At 57.4% G+C, this 18,304-nt stretch carries 17 protein-coding genes; 14 read left to right on the plus strand and 3 right to left on the minus strand.

The window, feature by feature from the left end; genetic code table 11:
- Window positions 1-157: 157 nt before the first annotated feature.
- Together cgtA and proB are read left to right on the plus strand one after the other, a co-directional pair.
- Window positions 158-1,345, plus strand: a complete 1,188-nt coding sequence (cgtA, locus tag U738_RS17590; RefSeq protein ID WP_035582832.1) for an Obg family GTPase CgtA — start codon at window positions 158-160, stop codon at window positions 1,343-1,345.
- A gap of 104 nt (window positions 1,346-1,449) precedes the next feature.
- Window positions 1,450-2,589, plus strand: a complete 1,140-nt coding sequence (gene proB, locus U738_RS17595; protein WP_035582833.1) for a glutamate 5-kinase — start codon at window positions 1,450-1,452, stop codon at window positions 2,587-2,589.
- Here proB and U738_RS17600 read toward each other — a convergent pair.
- Window positions 2,586-3,593 carry a DUF1853 family protein gene (locus tag U738_RS17600; protein WP_035582835.1) on the minus strand — a complete coding sequence of 336 codons (1,008 nt, stop codon included), beginning with the start codon at window positions 3,591-3,593 and terminating at the stop codon, window positions 2,586-2,588. The genes proB and U738_RS17600 overlap by 4 nt on opposite strands.
- A gap of 120 nt (window positions 3,594-3,713) precedes the next feature.
- Window positions 3,714-4,193, minus strand: coding sequence for a hypothetical protein (locus tag U738_RS17605; protein ID WP_035582837.1), 480 nt, complete (start codon window positions 4,191-4,193; stop codon window positions 3,714-3,716).
- Between the two features lie 160 nt (window positions 4,194-4,353).
- Between U738_RS17605 and U738_RS17610 the strand changes: the two genes are divergently transcribed.
- From U738_RS17610 to U738_RS17665, 12 genes are all read left to right on the plus strand, one after another.
- Window positions 4,354-4,722: a PepSY domain-containing protein gene (locus tag U738_RS17610; RefSeq protein WP_035582838.1), complete on the plus strand. Its 369-nt coding sequence runs from the start codon at window positions 4,354-4,356 to the stop codon at window positions 4,720-4,722.
- A 54-nt stretch (window positions 4,723-4,776) separates the two neighbouring features.
- Window positions 4,777-5,451, plus strand: coding sequence for a winged helix-turn-helix domain-containing protein (locus U738_RS17615; RefSeq protein WP_035582839.1), 675 nt, complete (start codon window positions 4,777-4,779; stop codon window positions 5,449-5,451).
- The gene (locus U738_RS17620) at window positions 5,448-6,824 is read left to right on the plus strand and encodes a sensor histidine kinase (RefSeq protein ID WP_050713994.1); all 1,377 of its coding nucleotides are present in this window, start codon (window positions 5,448-5,450) and stop codon (window positions 6,822-6,824) included. Before U738_RS17615 ends, U738_RS17620 begins: the two co-directional genes overlap by 4 nt.
- A 19-nt stretch (window positions 6,825-6,843) precedes the next feature.
- Window positions 6,844-8,763: an alkaline phosphatase D family protein gene (locus U738_RS17625; protein WP_035582840.1), complete on the plus strand. Its 1,920-nt coding sequence runs from the start codon at window positions 6,844-6,846 to the stop codon at window positions 8,761-8,763.
- Window positions 8,764-8,925: 162 nt separating this feature from the next.
- Window positions 8,926-10,683 carry an EAL domain-containing protein gene (locus U738_RS17630; RefSeq protein ID WP_035582841.1) on the plus strand — a complete coding sequence of 586 codons (1,758 nt, stop codon included), beginning with the start codon at window positions 8,926-8,928 and terminating at the stop codon, window positions 10,681-10,683.
- Window positions 10,684-10,797: 114 nt separating this feature from the next.
- Window positions 10,798-11,763: a phosphate/phosphite/phosphonate ABC transporter substrate-binding protein gene (gene phnD / locus U738_RS17635; RefSeq protein WP_035582842.1), complete on the plus strand. Its 966-nt coding sequence runs from the start codon at window positions 10,798-10,800 to the stop codon at window positions 11,761-11,763.
- A gap of 76 nt (window positions 11,764-11,839) precedes the next feature.
- Window positions 11,840-12,700, plus strand: a complete 861-nt coding sequence (gene phnC, locus U738_RS17640) for a phosphonate ABC transporter ATP-binding protein (protein ID WP_035582844.1) — start codon at window positions 11,840-11,842, stop codon at window positions 12,698-12,700.
- Entirely contained in the window at window positions 12,697-13,515 is an 819-nt protein-coding gene (gene phnE, locus U738_RS17645) for a phosphonate ABC transporter, permease protein PhnE (RefSeq protein ID WP_035582845.1), read from the plus strand. Before phnC ends, phnE (U738_RS17645) begins: the two co-directional genes overlap by 4 nt.
- Window positions 13,516-13,544: 29 nt before the next feature.
- Window positions 13,545-14,360 (plus strand): phosphonate ABC transporter, permease protein PhnE, encoded by an 816-nt coding sequence (phnE, locus tag U738_RS17650; protein ID WP_035582847.1) that lies wholly within the window; start codon window positions 13,545-13,547, stop codon window positions 14,358-14,360.
- Window positions 14,361-14,399: 39 nt separating this feature from the next.
- A complete protein-coding gene (locus U738_RS17655; RefSeq protein WP_035582848.1) occupies window positions 14,400-15,029 on the plus strand; it encodes a histidine phosphatase family protein in 630 nt (209 codons plus the stop codon).
- A 65-nt stretch (window positions 15,030-15,094) separates the two neighbouring features.
- Entirely contained in the window at window positions 15,095-15,607 is a 513-nt protein-coding gene (locus tag U738_RS17660) for a C40 family peptidase (protein WP_051912798.1), read from the plus strand.
- Window positions 15,608-15,793: 186 nt separating this feature from the next.
- A complete protein-coding gene (locus U738_RS17665; protein ID WP_081899127.1) occupies window positions 15,794-17,599 on the plus strand; it encodes a putative bifunctional diguanylate cyclase/phosphodiesterase in 1,806 nt (601 codons plus the stop codon).
- Here the strand turns inward: U738_RS17665 and U738_RS17670 are convergent.
- A complete protein-coding gene (locus U738_RS17670) occupies window positions 17,596-18,237 on the minus strand; it encodes a putative metalloprotease CJM1_0395 family protein (protein ID WP_035582854.1) in 642 nt (213 codons plus the stop codon). The two genes, U738_RS17665 and U738_RS17670, sit on opposite strands and share 4 nt — an antisense overlap.
- Window positions 18,238-18,304: the final 67 nt, after the last annotated feature.

Genomic DNA, 18,304 nt, shown 5'->3' on the forward strand with positions numbered 1-18,304 from the left:
GGGCTTTTTTGTCGGTTAAATCTCTTTTCCAATACGGTTACCACGATGTTTTTACCACCATGCCTTTATCAGTATGCTGGTGGCAATAAAGGGCTGGGAACGGGTTTGGGAAAACAGTAGTGCATATTAGGGCGGCGGAAGCGGCCGGGAGAATCCAATGCAGTTCGTCGATGAAGCCTCGATTATTGTTGAGGCGGGCAAAGGCGGCAATGGCTGTCTGAGCTTTCGCCGCGAAAAATATGTGCCCAGGGGCGGCCCCGATGGGGGTGATGGCGGTCATGGTGGTAGCGTTTACCTGATTGGTGACGATGCCCTTAACACCCTGATCGATTTCAAATTCCAGCGCTTCTATAAAGCTCAGAACGGCCAGGGCGGTATGGGCCGTCAAATGAGCGGTAAGGCCGGTGAAGACCTGCACGTCAAAGTGCCGGTGGGCACCACGGTGATCGATGAAGACACCCTGGAAGTCATCGCCGATGTCACCGAAATCGGTCAGGTGGTACTGGTAGGCGAAGGTGGTCGGCGTGGGTTGGGTAATATCCACTTTAAGTCCTCGACCAACCGCGCGCCGCGCCGTACCACGCCAGGCACCGACGGCGACCGCCGCAACCTGCGTTTGGAAATGAAGGTGATGGCCGATGTAGGCCTGCTGGGTATGCCCAACGCGGGCAAATCGACGTTGATTCGCTCGGTGTCGGCTGCCAAACCCAAGGTTGCCAACTACCCGTTTACGACCTTAGTGCCCAACTTAGGCGTGGTAAAACTGGGTATGCACGAGCACTTCGTCATGGCCGACGTACCGGGCTTGATCGAAGGGGCCTCTGAAGGTGCCGGTTTAGGGCTACGTTTTTTGAAGCACCTAACCCGCACCCGGCTGCTGTTCCATGTGGTCGACGTGGCACCGTTTGATGAGTCTGATCCGGTGGAAGCGGCCAAGGCGATTGTCCATGAGTTGGGGCAGTTCTCTCCGGCGCTTTCTGAGCGGCCGCGCTGGTTGGTGCTGAATAAGTTTGACCTGCTGCCGGAAGATGAGCGTGAAGAGCGCGCCCAGAAGATTATCCAGGCGCTCAACTGGGAAGGCCCGGTGTTCCGCATTTCGGCGATTAGCAGCGACGGCACCGATAAGCTGGTGCAGGCTGCTTACCGCTGGTTGACCGAGCAGCGTCGCCTTGAGAACGAAGATGAAGAGGCGCTGGCCCGTGAAGAAGAGATGCGCCGCCGCATGGAAGAAGAGTCGGTTGCGCGTACCGAAGATCGTTTGGGTCGTCGGCGTAAGCGTGACGATGAAGACGACGAAGACTTTGACGACGATGATTACGATGTTGAAGTCGAATACGCCCCTTAGTGGTATTGAGAGGGCGCATTCGGTAGTAAGCTTAAGGTTATAAGCTAAAAGGGGGCTGCGTTCGCGCGGCCCCTTTTGTAAGTGTCTGATTGAGGCGGAATGGCATGGATAGTAACGAGCAAATCCTAGGGCGTAGCGCGCTCAGCCGTGCGCGGCGGGTGGTGGTCAAAATCGGCAGTGCGCTGCTCACCAACGATGGCCGCGGCCTGGACGAACCCGCCATTGGCGGCTGGGTAGATCAGATCGCCGCCTTGCACCAGCAGGGGGTTGAGGTGGTGCTGGTCTCTTCCGGCGCTGTGGCGGCGGGCATGGTACGGCTTGGCTGGCAGGTGCGCCCCAGTGCCGTGCATGAGCTCCAGGCGGCGGCGGCGGTAGGTCAAAATGGCCTAACCCAGTGCTACGAGCAGCACTTCGCTCGTCACGGAATGCTCACCGCGCAGATTCTGCTTACCCATGACGACCTTTCCAACCGCAAGCGCTACCTGAATGCCCTTTCAGCACTACGCACCCTGGTAGAAATGCGCGTGGTGCCGGTGATTAATGAAAACGACACCGTGGTCACCGATGAGATTCGCTTTGGCGATAACGACACCCTCGGCGCGCTGGTCGCCAATCTACTGGAAGCGGACGCGCTGCTGTTGCTGACCGACCAGGAAGGCTTGTTTGACGCCGATCCACGCCACAATCCCAATGCCCAGATGATTGCCGAAGGGCGCGCCGACGACCCGCGCTTAGCCGCCGTCGCAGGTAGCGGCGGGGCACTGGGGCGCGGTGGTATGAGCACCAAAGTGCGCGCGGCGCAATTAGCGGCGCGCTCCGGCGCGGTGACGGTCATCGCCAGCGGCCGCCAGCCTGACGTTATCAACCGGATCATGGCGGGCGAAGCGCTGGGCACGCTGCTGCGGCCTGACCAAGTACCCATGGCGGCGCGCAAGCGCTGGCTGGCGGGGCAACTGCAGGTACGTGGCACGCTGGTGCTGGATGCCGGAGCGGTCAAAGTGCTGCGCGATAAAGGCTCTAGCCTGTTGGCAGTCGGTGTGCGCGATGTGCAGGGCAGCTTTAAGCGCGGCGATATGGTGGTCTGCGTGGATGAGCAGGGCGCGTCTGTGGCTAAAGGCTTGGTCAATTACGGCGTGGAGGAAGCGCGTCTGCTGGCGGGCCAGCCCAGCCACCAGATTGAAGCGATCCTCGGCTACGTGGAAGCCCATGAGCTGATTCACCGCGATAACCTGGTGGTTATTTAACCCCTAGCGCGGGGCGGTAGGGGTACTTGCCGCGGCCAGTCATCGGGTACCAAAAATAGCCGCTCATAGCGCTGATCATCGTGCTCACTCTCTGAATACCAGAGCATAACCTGCTGCGGTGAACGCCACGTTGTCACTCTATCGATAATGCTGGGCAGTACCTCCGCCGCAGGGCGAAAAGCGCTGCGCGGCGGTGGTGCCAGCCAGTGGGGTTTTTCCAGCCATACCATCCTTGGAATGGCGGGAAGGCTGGCGGCCATCTCAGGCCAATCGCGCAAATAGCACCAAGTCCCCCGGCGGTGATCAGCCGTTGCACCCTCCGGGGCTGGCATCTCAGCGTGCCAGGGGTAATACAACACGCCCGGTATTGCCAGCCGCTGGGTTAACTGTTCGCTTAAACTGACGCTCGATACACCCAGATCTCGTGGCGTTAACCAATGGGCGAGCGTTTCCAGCGCGGGTAGTGTGTTGGAGAGTGGCAGTTGATGACGCTGTAGATGAGTGCACTTGAGCGCCAGGCTATCCAGCCCACCGGGGCCAATCCAGCGGCTTTGGCTGGTGGGCGCGCCAGGGCCTTCGGGCAGTCCCAGATAGAACTTAATCGCTACTTCCAAATGCACCGGCGCCGGCTTCTCGCGGGTGCGATAGAGCATATCCAGCTCGCCCAGGGTATTGCGCTTTCGCGTGATGCGTACGTTGCTGGCGAGCAGCCGTGTATTGGGTGCGTGGTCTAACAGCGTGTGCCACAGGCGTTCGTGATAATGGCCCATGCGCGTCGCGCGGCTGCCGTTTAAAGCGGCTAATGGCTGTAACTGGCGCAGCCAGGGCAGCAGGGTATGCTCCAAGCCTAGTTCTTGCAGTGTAGGGCGCCCAGCGCAGGGGATGGGGGGCGGCAGCTCCACCAGGTCAGGCGTGGCGACCAGCCAAGCTAAGTCTCTCAGTGCTGACACCGTGTTGCCGAGTGCTCCATCCTCCAGCACGCCATGAAGGCTTTCGTTCAGCACGGATGTCTCCTCAGCACCTTGGTAAGGTTGGCACTAGAAAATTAGCTACATGATTTGGCAGCCTACCATAAACGCAGCGGGCTCCCCGTAGGGAGCCCGCAAAGCGATTAGCTAAAAATATTAATCGTGGTCAATTTGGGTAACTTCGGAAGAGCCCTGACGCACGCTGATTTCTAGTTCGCGGCCATTTTCGCCACGGCCTTCGATATCGATGATGCCGCTTTTACCAATATCGAGAGATTCAAATTCGACCATACCTTCCTGGCTGGCTACGTCTAACGCTTGGCGGATATCATCTTCGCTCATGCCCCAAGCACCGGTAATCAGGCGCTCACGTTGCTCTTGCAGTGTTTCACCGTTATCGAGTGAAAATTCCACGTCAGCGTACCACTCATCGTCCAACCAGCCTTCTACTTCTGCGCGGCCACGGCTTTCAATGCTAATTTCTTCGTAGTGGCTGAAACCGTAGTCATTGGCGTGGGTCAATACGTCATCAATGCGATCCATCGGCAGTGAATCGTCGGCCTGGGCACTACCGGCAGCTGCGGCAAGTAGCAGAGCAGAGGTCGGGATCAGCAGCATTTTTTTCATGGTGTTCATGGCAAATTCCTTCTTTACGTATTTAAACGTGAATGTCTATACGACAGTGAATAAACGGCATTCAGCGAATGCGACAGGGAATTTATACCACCGCGATACTTTCCTTAAGCTGACAAAACTGTTCATCTAGCGTTCATGTTGCTTTTGGCATGCTTGCATCATGCGTAAATTCCTCCGCCACCCTATGAAACCGCTGCGCAGCTTCCAACGAGGCACTCGTCGCAACGTCACTGGCTTAGCTCTCATGCTACTGCTGGTGGGCAGTGCTGTGGGTGACCAGCACTGGGAATCGCTGCACGGCGAGGTACGCCGCGGTGAGGTTGTGCCTCTTGACTCTATTTTGGATTGGTTGGAAGACCACTATATAGGCGAAGTGCTCGAGGTTGAGGTGGAACGTGAAGGAGGGTATGTCGAGTATGAAATCAAGCTGCTTGGCCCGCAAGGGCAAGTCGTCGAGTTTGAATTTGATGGCCATAACGGCCAGTTGATGTCGATAGAAGGCGTACGTATCAACGATATGCGCCGCTAGGAGCCACTAGCCTGTTGCTATCATTTGCCATACAAAAAGAAGGGTAGTTAGCCAATGAAGTGTTTGTTGGTAGAAGATGACCAGGCGCTGGCTCGTGAGCTAAGCCAGGCGCTGCGCGACGGAGATTGGCTAGTCGAGCATGCGGCCACTGGTCAGGACGCCGATTTTCTGGTGCGCACGGAAGCCTACGACACGCTGATTTTGGATGTCGGGCTACCCGATGGCGATGGCACCCGCTGGTTGGCAGCATGGCGGGAAGATGGTATCGACCTGCCGGTGCTGATCCTTACCGCCCGTGAGCGCTGGGCCGATAAGGCCGCAGGATTTACCGCCGGCGCGGATGACTACGTCACCAAGCCGTTCGAATCGGCGGAAGTCCTCTTTCGCCTACGTGCGCTGGTGCGCCGCAGCCATGGCCATGCCCACCCGGTGCTGAAAGTGGGCGAGCTGAGTTTGGATACCCACACCCAGCACGTTTCGCTTGCCGGTCGCCCGGTGGGATTAACCGCCCAGGAGACCCGTCTGCTGGGTTATTTGATGCACGCCGCACCACGGGTTGTCAGCCGTACCGAGCTTTCAGAGCACGTTTACGACCGCGACCACGAGCCAGACTCCAACGTGATCGATGTTCAGGTTAGCCGTCTGCGCCGCAAATTGGGCAGCTGGCGGATTGCTACCCTGCGTGGCCAGGGCTATCGGCTATTAGCTGAAGAGCCTGCTAGCGAATGAGTCAAGACACCACCGCATGGAAAGACCGCTGGGCAAAACGCTCTATCAGCGTGCGGCTACTGCTGGCCGTATTGGTGATGGTCGGGCTGGCGCTGCCCATCGCGGGTACGCTGCTGTCTCATCATTACCGGACCTCCGCCACGCAGGCCTTTGACGAGCGCCTGGGGGCCACCCTCAACGTCATTATCGCGGGCGTTACCTATGACCCCATTGAGCAGCAGCTCGTCCACGACCGGGCGCTGGGTGACCCACGTTTTGAGACTGTCTATTCCGGCTGGTACTGGCAAATTACCGATGGCGAGGAAAACACCCTGGCCTCGCGTTCGCTGTGGGATCAGCGCCTACCGGTCATCGACAATGACACCCTTAGCGCCCGCTCGATACCTGGTCCCCGGGGCCAGTCGCTGCGCGTGGTGGAGCGCGATATCTATCTGGCGCCGTTAGAAGCGCCGCTGCACATTAGCGTGGCCGCTCGGGACGATGTGTTAGCCCGCGATATTGGCGAATTTCAACGCCTGCTATGGGGCGGTTTAGTAGGCTTGGGCGTGCTGTTGCTCGGCGTATTGGCGCTGCAAGTACGCTGGGGGCTAGCACCGCTTCGGCGTATGCATGCCAATCTACACGATGTGGAACAGGGGCGCGCCGAACAGCTGGATACCCGCTTGCCTGACGAGCTAGCGACGCTAGCGGCCTCGATGAATGCGGTACTGGCCCGCGACCAGCGCTTGATCGAGCGCGGCCGCCATACCGCTGGCAACCTGGCCCATGCGCTGAAAACCCCGCTGAGTGTGATGCGCCTGCAGCTACGCCAACTACCAGAAACGAACCGTGCCGCCTGGGAAGTTGAGCTAGAACGCGTGGATAGCGCGGTACGTCACCATCTGGCGCGGGCATCGGCAGCGGGCGAGGGCGTACGCTTTGCGCCGATTGATTTGCACGCCACCCTAGCGCCGCTGCTCAACGGGCTAGCCAGGCTTGCCCAGCGGCGCGGCATTGCGCTACGCCAAATCTGGCCGCGTGACGTTAAGGTGCATATGGATGAGCAGGATATCCAAGAGCTGGTGGGCAACTTGATGGATAACGCGCTGCGCTGGGCACACAGCGATGTGCAGCTACAGGTAGCGATCGACGAGCAGCAGTTAACCTTAACCGTTAGCGATGATGGCCCTGGTATGTCCGAAGCCGAGTGTCAGCAGGCGGTACAGCGCGGTAAACGGTTGGACGAACAACGCTCGGGTAGCGGTCTGGGTTTGGCCATTGTGACCGACCTTGTTGCTCTCTACAGCGGCCATATGCAGCTGAGCCGTCCTAGCACTAGCGGATTGAAAGTGGTGGTGGAACTACCCGTCATCGCGCGTAATCGCCGCGCGTAACTAATGGAGACCGCACCGAATGAATCGCACAGATACGCTGCCCGATATAGTCGCCGGCCCCCTGTTAAGACGCATCAGCACTACCCGTCTGGTACTTTGGCTTGTTGCTATCCGGCCGCTGAACATGACCTTGGTACTGCGCCCAGGGCGCACCGATAGCCAGTCGATTGGTTTAGCGCACCATCAGCAGTGCATCGCTATCGGTGAGCGCGCTTTTATCTACCTAATCGATTGTGAGCTTGAGTCAGCACTGCCCTGCGACGAGCGCATCGAGTACGACCTGCAGGTGGAAACCCAGCAGGGCGAGTGGCGCTCGCTGCCCGAATGGGCGCCGTGGCTGTGCTATGACGGTGCCGCTTACCCTGCTTTTGTGATTGCCTCGCGGCATCACCGCTTAATGCACGGCTCCTGCCGTAAGCCCCATCACGACAGTGCGGATGGCTTGGTGCGTGCCGACAGCTGGCTTGCCGAACAGCAGTCAGCGCCCACCGAATGGCCCGCCTGGCTCTTGATGACCGGTGATCAGGTGTACGCCGACGATGTGGCCGGGCCGATGCTACGTGCCGTGCATGCGCTGATTGAACGGCTAGGGCTGGTGGATGAGTGGTTGGAAGGGGCGACGGTCGATGATAGCCAGGCGCTCTACCGCTCGCCGGATAGCTACTATCGCCGTGCAGAGCTACTGCCCGATGTGACTAGCAACGTGGCGCTGCGCGAGCGCTTCTTCGGCGGTGTCAAAAAGCCCGTGTTTACCTCGGCGAATGCCCATAACCATTTGATGACGCTGGCCGAAATGCTCTCCATGTACTGCCTGGTGTGGTCGCCGACGCCCTGGCAGGTGATTGCGCCAACGCCGCCTGAGTTAGATGACAAAGATGCCGAGCTGTATCGTCAGGAGCAGGCGGTGATCGATGACTTTGTTGCGGGTTTGCCCCAGTGCGCGCGGCTGATGGCGCATTTGCCCAGCCTGATGATTTTCGACGATCACGACGTCACCGACGACTGGAACCTGACCGCCGATTGGGAGCGCGCCGCCTACGGTCATCCGTTCTCTAAGCGTATTATCGGTAACGCCCTGGTGGCCTATCTGCTTTGCCAAGCCTGGGGTAACGACCCGGATAAAATGAACCCGTTAGTCCATCACGCCTCGACCCTGCTGGGCGATGGCGACCAGCCGCTAGTATGCGCCGAGCAGGATGGGTTGATTGAGCGGCTGCTGCGTTTTCAGGGCTGGGAGTTTCAGGTGCCCGGCACTCCCGCGCTGATTGTGCTCGATACCCGCACCCGCCGCTGGCGCAGCGAGCGCAGCCCGCACCGCCCTTCGGGCTTGATGGACTGGGAGGCGCTAATGGAAATGCAGCAGGCGCTAATGGGGGCCAAAAGTGCGGTGATTGTTTCTCCCGCACCAATGTTCGGCGTCAAGTTGATAGAGGGAATCCAAAAGCTGTTTACCCTTGCCGGTAAGCCGCTGGTGGTGGATGCCGAAAACTGGATGGCTCACCGCGGAGCGGCCAATACGCTGCTGCAAATTTGGCAGCACTCCAAAACCCCAGGCAACTACGTGATTCTATCTGGCGACGTGCACTACTCGTTTGTCTACGACATTGTGGTGCGCCATCAGCGCCGTTCTCCCCATCTGTGGCAGATCACCTCAAGCGGGATCAAAAACACCTTTCCCAAAAACCTGCTCAATACCTTTGACCGGCTCAATCGCTGGCTCTACGCGCCGTGGTCGCCGCTTAATTGGTTCACCAAGCGCCGCAAGCTAAGCGTTCACCCCCGCGATCCTGACCGCGCCAGCGCTGGTGAACGGCTGTGGAACGCCAGCGGCATTGGCTTAGTAACGCTGGATGAGAAGGGCCACCCTATCGATATCCGACAGCTCGACGCCGACGGTAGCGAGGTGGTCTTTCCGGCGCGGGAAAAACCGCTCATTTAACGTCAGTGTAGCGTCAACTGACTGATGTCCTTGATGATTGTCATTATAGCGTCACAAAAATGACGCACGCTTGCTTGCAGCTTATCAACCAACTCCAGGGAAGGTGACACATCATAGGAACCACCGCTGGTTATTAGGGTGGCAGAATAGGGCAGCAGGCAAATGACCGCACAAGAATCGCAGTGGTTGCAAAAGATTATTGCAACAGAAGAGTTGCACGTGCTCTTTCAGCCCATTGTGGATGCCAGCCAGCAGGCGATTTATGGCTACGAAGCACTGATTCGTGGGCCTAAAACATCGCCGCTTCACTCGCCGTTACGACTGTTTGAAGTAGCCACTCAGGCCGGAAAGCTGGTGGAATTAGATATACTCTGCCGACGGTTAGCCATCTACCGCTTTGCAGAGCTTGATCTGCCGGGCCTGCTGTTTCTTAACGTTATGCCGTTGACGATCGTAGAGCGTGATTTTCGCGAAGGCTTAACGCTTGGCTTTATTCGTGACAGCGGCTTGCCCCCAGAGCGGGTGGTGATCGAGCTCACTGAACACGTGCCAATCCACGACTACGAGCTAATGCGCCAAGCGGTGGATCACTACCGCACTATGGGCTTTCAAGTCGCGCTGGATGATCTAGGTGCAGGGCACTCAAGCCTACGCCACTGGTCTGAGCTGCGCCCGGATTTCGTTAAGCTCGACCGTCACTTTATCTCCGGCATCGATCAGGATCCTGCCAAGCGAGAATTCCTGCGCTCGATTCTCGACGTGGCCCGTAGCCTGGACTGCCAAGTGATCGCCGAAGGGGTGGAGACCGCTGCTGAGCATCTTTGCTTGTGGGAACTCGACCGTGGGCTCGCACTACTACAAGGCTTCTATTTCGCCCGACCCAACCAGCAGCCGCCTTTAGAACTCAATATGGTGCTGCCGGCGAGCACCCAATTAAAAAGCCCTGCGGGTCGTACCACGCGCTCGATTTTACGGGCTACCGATGCCATAACGACGGATTGCGCAGTGCCGTATATCTCCGAGCGATTTCGCCAACAACCCAGCTTGCGCTGCGTGGCCGTGCTGGAGAATGGTAAGCCCGTGGCGGTGGTGCGACGCAACTCGTTTTTAACTCTATTTACCAACCCCTATAGCCATTCCCTTTATGCCAAGCGCCGCGTGCTGGACGTTGCTGATGCACGCATGCTGGTGGCCGAAGCGGATACTCCGCTTGAGATTTTGAGTCAGAAGTTGACCGACAGCCGGGATATTGAGCAAGAGGACTTTGTCATCGTTAACGCTAACGGTGACTACCTGGGGATGGGCAATATCGTTGACCTTTTGCGTGAGATTACCGCGATTCAGGTGCGCCAAGCGCGGCATGCCAACCCGCTCACCGGCCTGCCGGGTAATATCCTGATCAATGAAACCCTGGCGGCTTATTTGGCCTCCGGGCATGGGTTTGCCGCGGCCTATGTTGACTTGGATAACTTTAAAGCCTTTAACGATGCCTATGGCTACGCCCGAGGTGACCACATCATCATTTCGCTATCGCGGCTGCTGCAAGCACAGGTAGAGAATGCCGGGGGCTTTATTGGCCATATTGGCGGCGATGATTTTATGATGTTGCTGCCGCTTGAGCACTGGGAAAGTGTTTGTCAGCAAATTCTGCACTCATTCGAGGTGATGGCGCCGGGCTTCTATGAAGAGGCTGATCGCCTTCAGGGCGGGATTCACATCGAAAACCGTCAAAATAGAATGACGTTTTTTCCCTTTGTGAGCGTCTCGATTGCGGTAAAACCCATCCACGATACGACTACCTGCCAATCGCTGGATATCGCAGGCGAGCTTTCTGAGCTGAAGCACCAGGCCAAAAAAATGCCCGGTAACAGCCTGTTTGTAGAGCGCCGCGGCCACGAGGCTTTTCAAACTGCAGATTAACTGTCCTTCGCCAAAACGTCACGAAGCGGTCATATAAGTGTCCCATTTTTGTCATCTGGGGTCGTCAGGATGTTGTCATCTTTTAATAACTCTACAGAACGCTACAGGTGACCCATGCAGACATTATCTTTTTCCCGCACGTTAATTAGCGCCGCCGTTGCCAGTGCCTTCGCCTTAGCCGCGGTGAGCGCCTCTGCGGACCTTTCATCGCGCTATGTGGATAACGATGGCGATATGGTCGCCGATGTCCCCAGCGACGAGTCACAGTGGGTTGACCCGGATACCTTGGTGTTTGCCTACACGCCGGTTGAAGACCCCGCGGTTTACGCGGATGTCTGGTCTGACTTTCTGGATCACTTGAGCGAAGCCACTGGCAAAAAAATCCAGTTCTTCCCGGTGCAGTCCAACGCTGCCCAGCAGGAAGCGCTGCGCGCTGGCCGTCTGCACGTAGCCGGTTTTAATACCGGTGGCGTACCGGTGGCGGTTAACTGCGGTGGTTTCCGCCCGTTTGCGATGATGGCCGCTGAAGATGGCAGCTTTGGGTACGAGATGGAAATCATCACCTATCCAGGCAGCGGCATTGAGGCTGTTGAAGACCTGGAAGGTCGCCAGTTAGCGTTTACTTCCGAGACCTCCAACTCCGGTTTCCGCGCTCCCTCCGCGCTGCTGCGTTCAGAGTACGGTTTGGAAGCGGGTGAAGATTTTGAGACCGCTTTCTCGGGCTCTCATGACAACTCCATTCTCGGCGTGGTTAACGAAGACTACGAAGCTGCTGCAATAGCTAACTCCGTTGGCAAGCGAATGATTTCCCGCGGTGTGGTTAGCGAAGGTGATTACGACATTATCTACACCTCACAAACCTTCCCTACCACCGCGTACGGGCTGGCCAATAACCTGAATCCGGAACTTGCTGAGAAAATTCAGGATGCGTTCTTCAGCTACGACTGGGAAGGCACGGCCCTCGAGTCAGAATTCGCTAACTCCGGCGAAGCACAGTTTATTCCGATTACTTATCAGGAAAACTGGGAAGTTATTCGCACCATTGCCGACGCCAACGGCGTGACCTACGACTGCGATTAATCAGTCGGTTATCAGCAATTATTCGGCCAGGAGGGCTCACCTTCTGGCCGTTTCGCTATACATAAGAGGTAGAACGATGTTGACACTCAGTGGCGTAGGCAAGCGCTACCCAACCGGGGACCGAGCGCTTACCGATATTGAGCTCACCCTGCCCAAAGGCCAGGTAATGGCGCTGATAGGACCTTCTGGCGCGGGTAAAAGTACCCTTATTCGCTGTGTGAACCGATTGGTTGAACCTACCCAGGGCAGCATTCGCCTGGAGAACACCGAACTCACCAAGCTCTCGGGCCACAAGCTGCGTCACGCCCGCCGCTCCATGGGGATGATTTTTCAGGAGTACGCACTGGTAGACCGGCTCACCGTGATGGAAAACGTGCTGTCTGGTCAGCTCGGTTACGTGGGTTTTTGGCGCAGCTTTTTGCGCCGCTACCCCCAGGAGGCAGTGGTCGAAGCCTTCCGTCTGCTAGAGCGGGTAGGGCTGACCCATGCCATCGACAAGCGCGCCGATGCATTGTCCGGCGGCCAGCGCCAGCGGGTGGGTATCGCCAGGGCGCTACTGCAAAGCCCCAAGCTGTTGCTGGTTGACGAGCCGACCGCCAGCCTCGACCCGAAAACCTCCCGCCAGATCATGCGCTTGATTCGCGAGCTATGCGCAGAGCGCGAGCTGGCGGCGATTATCAATATCCACGATGTGGCCCTGGCTCAGCAGTTTGCTGACCGTATTGTCGGCCTGCGCGCTGGAGAGATCGTGTTTGATGGCCTGCCCAGCGAACTCACCAGCGAGATCCTCACCACGATCTACGGTGAAGAGGATTGGGACACCACGCCTGAACCCATGGACGATGAAGTCAGCGGCGATGAGGCGACTAACACTACTCCGATTAATCCTCCCTACGCGCGGGTAATGTCGTCAATTGAAGCGGGAGTGGCACGATGAGCGAGCAGGCACGCCAGCAGGCGGCGCAGCGCGGTCAGTGGCGGCGACTACCGCTAATTGAAAGTCCCCGCTTGCGCTGGGGGCTCGCCATCGGCGCGGTGGTTTATCTGTTTTTAGCGCTTGCCTCGGTAGAGGTGAACTGGGCGCGGGTGGCGGAAGGCGCAGGCCGGGCGGTTAATTTTTTAGGCGCCTTTATGCAGCCTGACTTTGTCAGCCGCTACGACGATATCGTCGCAGGCTTGCTGGAAAGTTTGACCATGACGCTCACCTCCACGGTATTGGGTGTACTACTGGCGATACCCGTGGGCTTAGGGGCAGCGCGGAATATTTCGCCGCTACCGATCTACTTTGTGTGTCGCGCGATTATTGCCGTCTCCCGTACGTTTCAAGAGATCATCATCGCCATTCTGTTTGTGGTGATGTTCGGCTTTGGCCCTTTCGCGGGCATGATCACTCTGGCCTTCGCGACGATTGGCTTTATGGCCAAGCTGTTGGCGGAAGATATTGAAGACTTGGATTGGCGTCAGGTGGAGGCGGTGAGGGCGACCGGTGCGAGCTGGTGGCAGACCATGAATCACGCCGTGCAGCCCCAGGTGATGCCGCGTTTGATCGGGCTCTCCATGTACCGCCTGGATATCAACTTCCGTGAGTCGTCGGTGATTGGCATTGTCGGCGCGGGCGGTATCGGCGCCACGCTGAATACCTCGCTGAGCCGCTATGAGTACGACACCTCCGCGGCGATTCTGTTGATCATCATCGCCATCGTGCTGCTGTGTGAATATAGCTCTAGCCACGTTCGCCGCTGGACCCAGTAACGCTGACCCTGAAATTCTGGAGAACTGTTATGCCCGTATCTACTACATCCCAGGGTCAGCCAGTTTGGCGGCGGCGCACTACCCGCGCTCAATGGTTGCAGTACTTGGCTTGGCTGGCGGGTGTCAGCCTATTTCTGCTCTGCTGGAAGATGATTTCCGACAACACCATGTGGGTGTTTGTGGAAGATGCCGGCCGCCAGGGAGCAGATCTGATCAGCCGCATGACCCCTCCCGAATGGAGCTACGCCAATGTGCTCTGGAAGCCCATGTGGGACACCATCAATATCGCCACTTTGGGCACCGCGTTAGGGATTATGATGGCGTTTCCGGTGGCATTTTTGGCTGCCCGTAACACTACGCCGCATCCGCTGGTGCGCAGTTTGGCGCTGATGGTGATCGTTTCATCGCGCTCCATTAACTCGCTGATTTGGGCAATGCTGCTGGTGACCATTCTTGGTCCCGGCGTGTTGGCGGGGATTATCGCCATTGCCCTGCGCTCCATTGGTTTTGTGGGCAAGCTGCTTTACGAAGCGATTGAAGAGATTCACCCCACCCCCGTTGAAGCGATTAGCGCGACCGGCGCGAGCCGCATGCAGGTGATGAACTACGGCGTGTTACCGCAAGTCATGCCCGCTTTCGCCGGAATTAGCGTCTACCGCTGGGACATTAATATCCGTGAGTCCACGGTATTGGGCTTGGTCGGGGCCGGTGGTATTGGCCTGCAGTTGAATGCTTCGATAAACAGCCTCGCCTGGGATCAGGTCAGCGTTATTTTTATTATGATTTTTGCCACCGTGCTAGTGTCGGAGTGGGTGTCTGCACGGGTGCGCCACGCGATTATTTAACGAAACTATTTAACTGAGTTAGCCGCCCAGGAGGCGAGTATGCGTTTTCCCGAAGCGGAGATCACAACGATTGATTTACTGCGTCATGGTGAGCCAGTAGGGGGGCGTATGCTCCGCGGCTCCACCGACCATCCGCTGAGTGAAACCGGCTGGCAGCAGGTCACCGATGCAGTGATGCGCCATACCGTAGAGGGGCATTTACCCTACGATGCGATTGTCACTTCGCCGTTAACGCGCTGCCGCGAATTCGCCCTATGGTTGGGCGAAGAGTTTGATCTGCCCGTTCAGGTAGAAGAGGATTTCGCTGAGCTGCACTTGGGGCAGTGGGAGGGCAAAACTCACGCCCAGGTGTTTGCCGAAGAGGGCACCGAGCGAATGAGTGCGTTTTGGTACGACCCTGCCACGGTGTCGCCGCCCGGTGGTGAAACCCTGCAAGCCTTTGACGCGCGCCTGGCCGAGGCCTGGCAGCAGCTGTTAAAAAATCCACCGGGCAAGCATGTGCTGGTAGTGGCGCATCTGTTTGTCTGCAATGGCCTGCTGCGCCGGGTGATTGAGCAGCCGCTTTCGCGGGTACTGGCAATGGATTTACCCTACGCGGCCATGAGCCGGGTGCGTCATGAGCGCCATGCGCTGGGTGAAACCAGCTTTGTCGAGTGGATCGGCCGCTAACCATTGGCGGCTAGGCATGCTTTGCGCCATCATGAAGGCACGTTGGCTTATCGGAGAGGCTGCCCATGATATTGCTTCGCCTGTGGTCTCTACCTTGCGGGTTGGTACCCTCTGGAAGGTGGCTGCTTACCTGCCTGTTACTACTGGCACTAGCGGGTTGTGCCAGCCGTGATCTTACCCCCATTGAGGCACCTCCTGACCGTGCGGGACTCTCTATGGAGCGTGCGCTGATTCTCTCCCATGCCCAGCAGGCCATTGGCACACCGTATCGCTTTGGGGGAAATACGCCCGATGGTCTGGACTGCTCTGGCTTAGTGGAAATGACCTACCGGGCGGCGGGTATTCGCGTTCCGCGTACCGCCGATGAGCAGTTTCGCGCCTTGCCACAGGTGAAAGCCCCACGCCCCGGTGATCTGCTTTTCTTTGGAGACCGTCGCAAAGCTACCCACGTAGGGATTTATCGTGGCAATGGCCAAATGATTCATGCGCCTGGCGATGGCCGTGCCGTGGTCAGCGTGCCGCTAGAGATCGATTACTGGCAGGCGCGCTTTTTGGGTGCCGCCAGTCCAGCGCCTTAACTTATTACCTCGTCAGCCGATAAGGTACTTTGTAGTGCAAAGTACCTTCGCCGCCATAGGGTGTTATTATGCCTAGCAACACTACTGTCTTCATAATAACGACTCTATTTACCTAATAACGGCTCTATATAACAACGAACCTATATAGCGACGGCTCTATAAAAACGACGAGGAGAGCAAAGACGTATGTATCAATCCTTGAAGGTATCGAAGGAACAGTCTTTGTCTCAACAGCACTCCCAGCCAACACCTTCACTGCCCCGTTCGAACGTGATGCCAACAACATCCGTCGGCCAAACAGTGTCTCCCGCTGAATCGGTATTTTGTTACGCCAATGAAGCGATCATTATTACCGATGCGGAAAATCGGGTGGTGGAGGTGAATCCCGCTTTTTGTGAATTAACGGGGTTTGCCCAGGGGGATGTACAGGGCAAAACACCAGAAGCGTTCAGCATTTTACCGCTGGATGATAGCCGCACCACGCGATTGATGCGTGAAGAACTGCAGTTGCGTGACCGTAGTAAAAGCCAGGTGAGCTACCGTAGCCACGATGGCCAGTTTTATCCGGGGATGATGTCGATTAATCGCGTGCGCAACGAGCACGGCGAGGTCGATCACCACGTGATTGTCCTCGCGGACCTTTCGGCCATTCCGGCTCATGCCCGCCACCTGAACCGAGAAGTCTATTTCGATGCCCTAACCGGGCTACCCAACCTGCAACTGCTGACGCAATTGATTCAAGAGTCCATGCAGCATGCCGATGCGAAGGAGCTACCCTTGGCGGTGTGCTCGCTGGATATCGATTTCTTCAAAAACATTAATGACCGCCTGGGCTCCACCGTGGGCGATGCGCTGCTGTCGTCTTTTTCGCAGCGGATTAGCCATCTGTTGTTCGGGGATGATGTGCTGGCGCGGGTGGGGGGCGACGAGTTTGTGCTGTTACTCCACCATGGTGTCGACGACGATTTTTTTGAGAAGTTGTTATCCTCCATTCGCCAACCGCTGATGATCGACGGGCAGAGCATTCACCTAACGGCAAGCCTGGGGGTGACGGTCTACCCGAGTGACCATGTTCAGGGCGATGTGCTGTTACGCCATGCCAATCAGGCTATGTACCGTGCTAAGCAGCGTGGCCGCGATACCTTCCACTTGTTTGACCCTAACCATGACCGCTTGCTGCAGGTGCGCCATGAGCAGAGGCAGCGTTTTATTGATGCGCTCAATAACCATGAAATGTGCCTCTATTATCAGCCCCAGGTCGATATGCGCAGCGGCCAGGTGGTCGGCCTAGAGGCGCTAATTCGTTGGCAGCACCCTGAAGAGGGTTTGCTTGCGCCGGCGAAGTTTTTACCCATTATCGATACCACGCCGTTAGAAGTGGATCTAGGCGAGTGGGTTATTGAGCAGGCGCTGCGTCAGTTGACTAAATGGCAGGCTCAAGGCATTGCGCTGCCGATCAATGTGAATATAAGTCCTACGCATTTGCTCGTGGGTAATTTTAGTCAACGTTTAAGCGAGCTGCTGGCACGTCACCCCGATGTGCCGCCCGCCATGCTCAAGCTCGAAGTGCTGGAGAGTGCCGCGATGCACGACATCCAGGCCGCACTGCAAAATATGTCGCGCTGCCAGTCGCTGGGTGTGAGTTTTGCTATTGATGATTTCGGTACCGGGTTTTCGTCGTTAACCCACCTGCGGCAGTTACCGGTCAGCTTGATCAAAATTGACCAAAGCTTTGTCCGCGATATGCTCAGCGATCAGGACGATATGGCGATTGTAGAGAGCGTTATTTACATGGCGAATCGCTTTAAGCGACCGATGCTGGCGGAAGGTGTAGAAACCTTAGCGCATGCTAAAGCCTTGATGGCCTTGGGCTGCGACTTAGCCCAAGGCTATGGTATTGCTCGGCCAATGCCCGCCGAGGCGCTACCTGCCTGGTTGGCGAATTGGCCTAGGCGTGAAGAGTGGAACGCTCTCGCAGTATCGGATAACTAAGCGGCTAGCTCATCAGCGGCTGATTCATCTGCGGAGGGCGTAGCAGTGGATGATGTCGCCGCGGCGCCGTCGCTGCGGGCTTGCTCCATCTCACTACGTTGCATGGACGCTTCGAGTTTGGCTTCCAATAGATACTGACGCGCCTGGGCAGCCACTTGATAATCGGTAGGGGAAGGGTCGGCAGGTGCCATGGCCGCGGCGATCACGGTCTGCATTTTTTCGATAGTCGCTTGGGGATCATTGGGCACCGGGCCGTAGTCGATCGGTACTTCTCCCGCCACCGCGTAGCGCTTGCCATCTGGGCCGACTTCATACTCGTAGCTGGCGCCGCCTGCATAGGCGCCACCCACTGTTTGGTGGGCCATCTCGTGCTGGCGAACTTCGCGATCCGTCTGTTTAAGCTGATCTAGTAGCTGAATCTCTTCCGGCGCCATGGGCGTACCGTCAGCCCGTTTGGGGCCAGCGGCGTCGCTGCTGCTCTCTTCGCTAGTGCTTGTCGCATCGGTATCGTCGCTAGATGCCGTGTCTTCTTCAAGTGCACGGCCCTTTGCGGCTTGCTCAACGCGCGGTGATGTAGCGTTTGCTACAGGATACGCCCAGGCAGAGAGGGAAACGTTGCTAACGGAAGAAACGGCCATAGGAGATTACCGACTAAGTACGAGTTGGGATACCATGAAGTATTAGCGAGCAATGCCGAGAGTGCAA

Source organism: Halomonas sp. TG39a, assembly GCF_000744395.1.
Taxonomy (GTDB): domain Bacteria; phylum Pseudomonadota; class Gammaproteobacteria; order Pseudomonadales; family Halomonadaceae; genus Vreelandella; species Vreelandella ventosae_B.